This is a genomic window from Nocardioides sp. NPDC057772, from assembly GCF_042798075.1.
Classification (GTDB): domain Bacteria; phylum Actinomycetota; class Actinomycetes; order Propionibacteriales; family Nocardioidaceae; genus Nocardioides.
Map to the genome: position 1 here is coordinate 20,547 of NZ_JBHVKN010000046.1, position 8,852 is coordinate 29,398.

Annotated in this window: 8 protein-coding genes; 5 read left to right on the top strand and 3 right to left on the bottom strand. The window is 69.9% G+C overall.

All coding sequences use genetic code 11. The annotated features are described in order from the left end of the window. Position 1: 1 nt before the first annotated feature. From ACFVJS_RS10745 to ACFVJS_RS10755, 3 genes are read right to left on the bottom strand one after another with little or no spacing between them, the layout of a single operon-like run. Positions 2 to 1,366, bottom strand: coding sequence for a flavin monoamine oxidase family protein (locus ACFVJS_RS10745; protein ID WP_378879307.1), 1,365 nt, complete (start codon positions 1,364 to 1,366; stop codon positions 2 to 4). After that, positions 1,363 to 2,424, bottom strand: coding sequence for an alpha/beta hydrolase (locus tag ACFVJS_RS10750; protein WP_378879309.1), 1,062 nt, complete (start codon positions 2,422 to 2,424; stop codon positions 1,363 to 1,365). Before ACFVJS_RS10750 ends, ACFVJS_RS10745 begins: the two co-directional genes overlap by 4 nt. Further along, positions 2,421 to 3,944, bottom strand: a complete 1,524-nt coding sequence (locus ACFVJS_RS10755) for a flavin-containing monooxygenase (protein WP_378879311.1) — start codon at positions 3,942 to 3,944, stop codon at positions 2,421 to 2,423. The genes ACFVJS_RS10750 and ACFVJS_RS10755 overlap by 4 nt, the downstream gene beginning before the upstream one ends. A 273-nt stretch (positions 3,945 to 4,217) precedes the next feature. Between ACFVJS_RS10755 and ACFVJS_RS10760 the strand changes: the two genes are divergently transcribed. From ACFVJS_RS10760 to ACFVJS_RS10780, 5 genes are all read left to right on the top strand, one after another. After that, complete coding sequence (locus tag ACFVJS_RS10760) at positions 4,218 to 4,868, top strand: hypothetical protein (RefSeq protein WP_378879313.1); 651 nt, start codon at positions 4,218 to 4,220, stop codon at positions 4,866 to 4,868. Further along, complete coding sequence (locus ACFVJS_RS10765) at positions 4,861 to 6,204, top strand: glutamine synthetase family protein (protein WP_378879316.1); 1,344 nt, start codon at positions 4,861 to 4,863, stop codon at positions 6,202 to 6,204. Before ACFVJS_RS10760 ends, ACFVJS_RS10765 begins: the two co-directional genes overlap by 8 nt. Further along, positions 6,201 to 7,013 carry a gamma-glutamyl-gamma-aminobutyrate hydrolase family protein gene (locus tag ACFVJS_RS10770; protein ID WP_378879318.1) on the top strand — a complete coding sequence of 271 codons (813 nt, stop codon included), beginning with the start codon at positions 6,201 to 6,203 and terminating at the stop codon, positions 7,011 to 7,013. Before ACFVJS_RS10765 ends, ACFVJS_RS10770 begins: the two co-directional genes overlap by 4 nt. Next, positions 7,010 to 8,617, top strand: coding sequence for an AMP-binding protein (locus tag ACFVJS_RS10775; RefSeq protein ID WP_378879320.1), 1,608 nt, complete (start codon positions 7,010 to 7,012; stop codon positions 8,615 to 8,617). Before ACFVJS_RS10770 ends, ACFVJS_RS10775 begins: the two co-directional genes overlap by 4 nt. A 2-nt stretch (positions 8,618 to 8,619) precedes the next feature. Next, positions 8,620 to 8,852 (top strand): enoyl-CoA hydratase/isomerase family protein (locus tag ACFVJS_RS10780; protein WP_378879322.1); only part of this gene is annotated, 233 nt, incomplete at its 3' end.

The window sequence follows — 8,852 nt, forward strand, 5'->3', positions numbered from 1 at the left end:
TCTAGAGGCTCGCCAGCACCTCGTGCGCCGCCTGCTGGCCCGACGCGGCGGCGTCGGCCAGCGACGGCATGTCGAGCGCGTAGTCGCCGGCCAGGTGGACCGGCCCCAGGCTCTGCGTGAGGGTCTCGAGCGAAGCCCGCCCGCCGGGTCCCCAGAACGGCACGACCCGCGGGTGCCGACGGAGGATGCCGGCGTCGACCTTGCCCTCGAGCTCGGGGTAGACGTCGAGAAGGTCCGCGGTGAACCGCGCGACGATCTCCTCGTCGGTGAGCTCGAAGAGCCTGTCGGCCTCGGCTCCGCCGGCGAAGCAGGCCAGCGCGCCGCCGGGTTTGCGGACGTCTCCGCGCCGTACGGCGGCGGCGTGGTTGAAGATCGCCTGGAACGAGCGCCCCGGCGTCGAGATCGCGAGAAAGTCGTCCCACCGCTGGGGCCTGCCGTCCTCGTGGGTGAAGAAGCCCACCACCACGTAGCGGCCGTACTGGATCGCCTCGAAGGCGGTCCGGTACGCCGCCGGCAGCCCGGGCATGATCTTGACCGCGACATCCGCGGGCACCGCCACGATCGCCCGGCGCGCCCGCAGTCGGGCGGGCCCCTCAGCGTCCTGGTAGTCGACGACCACGCTGTCGGCGGTCCACTCCACGGAGCTCACCGGCGAGCCGAGCCGGATCCGGTCGCCGAGATCCTCGGTCAGGATGTCGGTCAGCGTCTGGTTGCCGCCCTCCGGCAGGGTCAGGTTCGGCACCTTCTCGGGGTCGGTGAGCAAGATCCCCATCGAGAAGACGAACTGCCGCGCGGCGGTCTCCTCGGGCTCGCAGCCCATCCACTGCCCGGACCAGGACCGCACCATCTCGCGGGTGAGGTCGGACGAGACGCCCCGCAGGACGAAGTCCGCGCGCCGGCGGTCTAGCTTGGCGCGGACCCGGTTCGCCCAGCGGTTCTTCTCGCTCATCTCGAGGAACGGCACGTTCGAGAGGATGCGGGTGCCGACCACGGCCAGGCCGAACCGGTCGCGCCAGGTCATCTTCGACTTGAACATCAGGGCGAACGGGTTCGAGGTGTCGACCTGTGCGCCGCCCAGATGCAGCACGACCGACTTGCCCTCCAGGGTCCCGAGCGGGACCCGGTGGCGGTGGAGAGCCTCGATCAGCGGACCGGTGCCCTCGGTGAACTGGGTGCCGACGTTGATCCAGTAGTCGCCCCTGCGAACGGTGTCGACACGCCCGCCCGTACGCTCGGACGCCTCGAGGACGACGACGTCGCGGTCGGCGAGGCCGGTCGCAGCCATCAGGCCGGCCATGCCGGCGCCGATCACGACTACCTCGTGTTCCTCTTCGCGGATCTTGCGGGAGGTGACCATGGTGCTCATCTCGCCTTCGTAGCGGTGTGTGCGGTGCGGTCGAGTGCCGATGAGACCGACGCGACGAGGCGCTCGGTCGCCTTCCGGCAGCTCGGGCTGACCGCGGTGTAGGACAGATAGCCGTGGACCAGCCCCGGCTCGCGATCCACCTGAGCGGGGACGCCGGCCTCGAGCAGCGCGGTCGCGTACGCGAGCCCGTCGTCGTGGAGCGGGTCGAACCCAGCCAGGTTGACGATCGCGGGTGGAAGACCGGCCAGGCTGGTGGCCCGGAACGGCGAGACCCGCGTGTCCGCCGGGTCGGTCCCCTCCGGCAGGTAGTTTCGGACGAACCAGGCGACCTGCTTGGCCGACAGCGCGGGCGAGCTCGCGAACTCGTCCTGCGAGGGGCGGTGCTCCACGAGGTCGGTGACCGGCTGGATCAGCACCTGGAGGACCGGCTGCACGGCCTCGCCCCGCAGCTGCTGGCACAGGACGGCCGCGATGTTGCCGCCGGCGCTCTCTCCGGCGACGACGATGCGGTGCGGGTCGACACCCCAGTCGGCCGCATGCTCGACGACATAGCGCCACGCGGCGACCGCGTCATCCTGGGCGGCCGGAAACGGGGCGTCCGGCGCCAGGCGGTACTCGACCGAGACGACGTCGGCCCCGGTGCCGTGCGCGAGCATGCGCGCCGGCGCGGTGTAGCTCGCGCGGCTGCCGATCACGAAGCCTCCACCGTGGAAGAACAGGATCAGTCCGCGCGACGGGGTGCCGTTGCTGTAGCGGGTGAGCTGGACCTCCTCGGAGGCCTCGATCTCCTCCTCGATGGCGCACGGCTCGACACGGGAGGCGAAGAGGAGCAGGTCGCGCTCCGTCGTGGCCCGTGCCTCGGCGGGAGGAAGGTCGCTGTAGTCCGGCCCGGACTCCCCGAGCTTCATCAGCAGGGCGACGTCGGGGGCCATGGTGTCGCCTGCGCTGTTGACCGGTGGCTCGGCCATCAGGCGCTGCAGCCGCGCGGGCAATCGACTGAGGAAGACCAGAAGGGCGCGCTGGAGCTGCTGGCCGAAGGTGAAGCGCTGCTCGCTCATGATGCCGCCTCCACGCTCATCAGGCGGGGAGTCGCGGCCGTCCGCTTCGAGAAGCGGATGTCGTCGTGGAGCAGCTTCCCCTTGAAGAGGCGGTTGTCCTTGACGAAGGTGGTGTGCATCTGCCACGGCAGGTCGGTGCCCTGACGCGGGAGCTCGTCCTTGGCCCGCTGCATGTAGCCGGCCGAGAGGTCGAACAGGTCCTGCGTGGGCATGCCCTCCGGTGCGACCGGGAGCGCGATGTCGTAGCCCTTGCGGTCCATCTCGCGGATCACCTCGATGGCGAGGCGGGCGACGTTGCGGATGCGGAGGGTCCAGGTCGCCTTGGTGAAGCCGAGCATCATCGCCCAGTTGGGCACACCGGAGATCAGCGAGCCGCGGTACAGCACGGAGTCGGCGACGCTGACCGGGGCGCCGTCGACCGTCGGTTGGATGCCGCCCAGCATCTGCATGACGAGGCCGGTGGCGGTGACGATGATGTCGGCCTCGAGCGTCTTGCCGGACTGCAGGAGGATGCCCTTCTCGGTGAAACGCTCGATCTGGTCGGTCACGACGTCGGCGCTGCCGTCGCTGATCGCCTTGAAGAAGTCGCCGTCGGGACAGGCGCACAGGCGCTGCTCCCACGGGTTGTAGGGCGGCGCGAAGTGAGTGTCGACGTCGAATCCCTTCGGCAGCTCCTTGGCGGTCATGCTGCGCAGGAGCTTGCGCCCGAAGCTCGGGTACTTCACGAGCACCGTCACGAGGAAGTGGTCGCGCCAGATGTTCTTGACCCGCGTGAGGCGGTAGCCGAGCTTCTTGCCGAAGACCGTCAGGAGGAACTGGGCGATCTTGTCCACCTGCGGCACCGACGCGACGTAGCTCGGGGTGCGCTGGAGCATCGTGACGTGCGCGGCGGCGCCCTCGCCGGTCACCATCGCCGGCAGCATCGTCACGGCGGTCGCGCCGCTGCCGATGATGACCACGCGCTTGCCGCTGTAGTCGTAGTCCGCGGGCCAGTGCTGCGGGTGGAGGATGTCGCCGCGGAAGTCCTCGCGGCCCTCGAACCGCGGCTCGAAGCCCTCGTCGTAGTTGTAGTAGCCGGTGCCGCTGAAGACGAACTTGGCCCGGACGACCTTCTCGGACTCGTTGCCCGCTTCATCGGTCACGGTGATACGCAGGGTCCATTCGGCGTCCTCGCTGGACCAGTCGGCCGCAGTGACCTTGTGGCCCAGGCGGAGGGCCTTGCCCATCCCGAACTCGTCGACCGTGTCCCGGATGTAGCCGCGGATCAGGTCTCCGCCCGCGATCGCCTCCTTGTGCAGCCACGGCTTGAAGTCGTAGCCGTACGTGTGCACCGAGTCGTCGGAGCGGATGCCCGGGTACCGGAACAGGTCCCAGGTGCCGCCGACCGAGGCGCGGGCCTCGAGCAGGAGGAAGTCCTTGTCGGGGAACGCGTCCATCAGGTGCTTCGCCACGCCGATACCGGAGAGGCCGGCGCCGATGACGACGACGTCGGCGTACTCCGTCGCGGTGGTCTGGTTCATTGCTGCACTTCCTTCTCGGGTGGGTCTGGTGACTGGCGGAACGCCGGGCGGGCGGACGACGAGGCTCCACAAGAGTTAGTCATTTGATTGGGTCGGATGACTAAGTGTGTGACAGGTGTCACGGCACGTCAAGGGGTGTCTGCGAGATGTCTCGACGGCCTCGGGGATCTGGACGGGTGGTTGACAAGACGTGATCCGGGTCGCACCATCATTGGTCAAACGATCGAGTCAAATGACTAAGTTCGACCTGAACCCCACCCGGAGGGCCGAGGAATGACCGAGAGCACGACGATGGAGGCGCCGCCGGCGCGGATCGGGGCGGCCAGCATCGCCGTCGAGGACGACCCGATCCCGATCGTCCGCCTTCTCGCGCGGACGTTGCGCGACGCATCAGCCCGGGTCCCGGATGCCACGGCCGGTCTCGAGGGCACCGTGGTGGTTCGCTCCCACGACACCCCGCAGGCAGCCACGCTCGAGTTCGCGCACGAGGTCGTGAAGGTCTCCGCCGGTGCGCTCCGCGATCCCGGCGCGACCGTCACGGTCGACCTCAACGCTCGCTTCGCGCCCAGCCAGGAGCCGGTCGGCGACGCAGGCCTGGCAGCCGGCGTGCTGCGGGCGCTACGCCCACCCTTGCCTCACTGGCGCGACGCGGCCGCCCGGTTCTGGGAGGTCACCCGTGACATCCCGGGCATCCCCGACATCCTGGTCGTCGACGCCGACGGGCCCGACGGCGTCGAGCACGGTCGCTACGGCGAAGGAGCGACGAGCTATCTGGTCGCAGGCTCCGCCGACATCCTCGCCGGTGTCTTCAGCGGCGCCGACGACTTCCTCGCCTCCCTGGCTGCCGGCGTGCGGGTCCAGGGCACCTTGTCCCAGCTGTCCGTGATGACGGCAGCCTCCTGGAGGGTCCGCTTCGATGTCTGAGCTCGCACACGCACGCAAGGCCGTACGCCTCGAGGCCACGAACCATGAGGGCAGCCTCCTCGGCAAGAACGTGTCGTCCACGAAGTTCGAGGCGGGCAAGGAGGCCGGCTTCGCGTTCGCCGACATCCTGTTCGCCATCGACCTCAACAACGAGATCGTCCTCGGGGACGCCTTCCCTGACTGGCGGGGCAACATCTATGACATCCAGATGGTCCCGGACATGTCGACTCTGGTGGAGTGGAAGCCCGGTCTGGACTCGGTGATCGGCGACTACTGGCTCAAGGACGGCACGCCGGTGCCGATCTGTCCGCGCAACCTCGTGCGGAAGCTGGTCACCCGCCTCGCCGACCACGGCTACGCCGCCACCACCGCCGTCGAGATCGAGGCCACCCTCTTCGAGGAGTCGGTCCAGGAGGCGCGTGCGCGGGGCTACCGCGACCTCACGCCGCTCGGCGGCAGCACCGGCGCGACGTACCACCTCGCCCGGTCGAGCGACTGGGTCGGCTACATGGAGACCGTCGTCGAGCGGCTGGACCGGGTCGGCATCGTCTGGGAGGCGTGGACCGACGAGGCGGCGCCCGGCCAGACCGAGCTCAACCTCGCGCCGACCGACCCGATCCGGCTCGGCGACGGCTGGGCGCGCACCCGGCAGGTGATGCGCGAGGTCGCCCACGAGCTGGGCCACACCGTCTCGTTCATGGCCAAGCCCACGGCCGGCTTCGGCCAGGGCGCGCACATCAACGTCTCGCTCCAGAGCGACGGGGTGAACCGCTTCTTCGCCGAGGAAGGGCCCTCGGAGCTGATGCGCCACGCGGTCGGCGGACTCCTGGCCACCATGCCGGGGGCGACGTCCGTCGTGATGCCGCAGATCACCTCGTACCGCCGGCTCGTCGACCTCACCGGTCCGCCGACCACGGTCAGCTGGGGCGTCAACAACAAGACCGCCGCGGTCCGGGCGATCACCGGGCACCCGAAGTACTCCCGCCTGGAGTACCGGCTGCCCGGAGCCGACGTGAACCCCTACTTCGCGTTGGCCGCCGTGCTGGCCGGGGTCCTGGCCGGCATCGAGGGTCGGATCGAGCCGACCGCGGAAGTCACCGAGATGGCCTGGTGTCTGCCGGAGGGCTGCGGGGTGCCGCGGATCCCCGACACCATGTCGAAGGCCGCAGCCGCTCTCGACGCCGACCCGCTGCTGCGGGAGTACCTCGGCGACGAGTTCGTGGACTTCTGGGTCGCCTCGCGCCGATGGGAGTGGATGGAGTTCCACACCAAGGGCGGCGATCCGTTCGCCTCGCTCTCCGCGTGGGAGTCCCAGCGATACTTCGAGTTCCCGTGAGCGCGCGCGAGGGGACCGGGGTGATGCTGCCGCTGATCGGCATCACCGGACGCCGCTTCCAGCTGTCGGTGCTCAACGGAGCCGACCCGCGCTACGGAGACCGCTGCATCGACACCTACATGTCGGACTTCGCCACCCGGATCGCCGAGGCCGGTGGACTGCCCGTGCACCTGTCCTACGACACCGACGCCTCGGCGGTCTGTGACTGGCTCTCGGGCGTGGTGATCACCGGAGGCCAGGACGTACACCCCGCTTGTTGGGGTGGTGACACCTCCGTGGTGCGCGACATCGACCCGCGGACGAACCCGATGGTGCACGACGCCGAGCGGGACACGTACGAGATCGCGCTCGTCCGCGCGGCGCTCGAGCGCGGGATCCCGGTGCTCGGCGTGTGCCGTGGCCTGCAGGTGCTCAACGTGGCGCTCGGCGGCACCCTCGTGCCGCATCTTCCGGAGGGTCCGGTGAGTCACCTCTCGGCCGAGACGGCACCCACGGACGGCACGTTCGACCACGTCGTCACCTTCACCCCCGGCTCGGTCGCCGCCGATCTCTTCGGCAAGGACGCGACCACCAACTCGTGGCACCACCAGGCGGTCGACCGCTGCGGCGTCGGTGTGGTCGTGAGCGGCAGGACCGACGACGGGGTGGTCGAGTCGATCGAGGTGCCCGGGCGTCCGGTTCTCGGCGTCCAGTGGCACCCGGAATGGATGAAGAGCAACGACCCGGCCCTGACGTGGGTCGTCGAGCAGGCAGTGCAGCGGCTCGCGAGCCACGAAGCGGTCGGGCAAGAGCAGAGGAGCCCCCAGTGAGCGCACACGTCACGGCCGGACCTGTGGTCGCGGCCGATCGGATGAAGGACGATCCTGCCGTTCCGACGCTGAGCCGGCTGTTGGCACAGCGTGCGCAGGACTCGGGAGACCGGGAGTTCCTGCGTTTCGGCGAGTGGTCGTGGAGCTACGCCGAGATCGACGGCTGGACCTCAAGACTGGCTCATCGGCTGATCGAGGTCGACGGGATCCGTCCTGGCGACCGGGTCGCGATCATGCTCCCGAACGTCGTGCACTGGCCGGTGGCGTGGCTGGCCGCGCTGAAGGCAGGCGCGGTCGCCGTGCCGGTCAACTGTGCCTACCAGCGGGCCGACCTCGCCTTCGTCCTGAACGACTCCGGGGCCCGTGTCGTCGTCACCGACGCCGAGCGCTCCGGTCTGGTTGCCGAGGTGCTGGCGGACGAGCCCGACTTGGCCGGCGTCCGACTCGTCGAGGTCCCCTGCGACGGGTCGGAGCGGTTCCCCACGACGGCGCCGGACGTGTCGATCACTGCCGAGACCCTCGCGAACCTGCAGTACACCTCGGGCACGACCGGCTTCCCCAAGGCATGCATGCTCAGCCACGACTACTGGGTCCGGCTGGGGTGGATCTGCGCCGCCGCCACGGGGCTCGGGGCCGAGGACGTACTCCTCACCTCGCAGCCGTTCTCCTACATGGACCCGCAGTGGAACACCGCACTCGCTCTGACGCTCGGGGCCCCGCTGGTCGTGCTGCCGCGCTTCTCCGCGTCGACCTTCATGAGCGACGTGCGCCGGCACCGGGCGACCTTCTTCTACGTCCTCGGTTCGATGCCCACCCTGCTGTTCAAGCAGCAGCCGACGGCCGAGGACCGGGAGAACGACCTCCGGATGGTCCTCTGCTCGGGCATCCCGGTCGCGCTCCACGCACAGCTGGAAGAGCGGTGGGGCGCGCCGTGGCGGGAGGTCTATGGGATGACCGAGTCGGGGATCGACCTGTTCAGCCCGTTCGACGACACCGGTGCCGTCGGCAGCGGGAGCCTGGGCCGGCCGGTGCCGTCCAAGCAGGTACGCGTCGAGGACCCCGCCGAGCCGGGGGAGGAGGTCGCTGCCGGGGAGCCGGGCGAGCTCGTCATCTCGGGCGTGCCGATGATGAACGGCTACTGGAACCGCCCCGAGGCCACGGCTGACGTGCTGCGTGACGGCTGGCTGCACACCGGTGACCTCGTCGTCCGCCGTCCTGACGGCGGCATCCAGCTGGTCGGCCGGATCAAGGACATGGTGCGGCGCGGTGGTGAGAACGTCGCCTGTGCCGAGGTCGAGGCCGCCCTCGAGCGGGACGACCGGATCGTCGCGGCGGCCGTCGTCGCCGTCCCCGACGAAGTCATGGGCGAGGAGGTCAAGGCCTTCGTCCAGCTCAGGGACGGGGTCCCGGAGGACAGGGCCACCGCCGAGGCGCTTCTCGAGCGCGCCGGCGCACAGCTCGCGCGGTTCAAGGTGCCTCGCTATGTCGAGTTCGTCGCCGACTTCCCGCGCACCCCTTCTGAGCGGGTCTCCAAGCCCGCGCTCGAGACCCGGGCCGCGGCCCAGCCCGGCACAACGTACGACTTCGCCCGACCGAGGAGCTGACCATGACCATCCCTGGCACCGACCCTGCAACGGGTCAGGACCACATCGACGTCGCCGTCATGCGCGACGTCGCGGTGCTCACGCTGGACCGCCCCGACAAGCTCAACGCGCTCACCGTCGCCATGCGGCTGCGCCTGGCTGCGCTGGTGCGGGACCTCGGCACCGGCGAGACCGTTCGCGGCATCGTCCTCACCGGACGCGGCCGCGCCTTCTCCGCCGGCGAGGACCTGAAGCA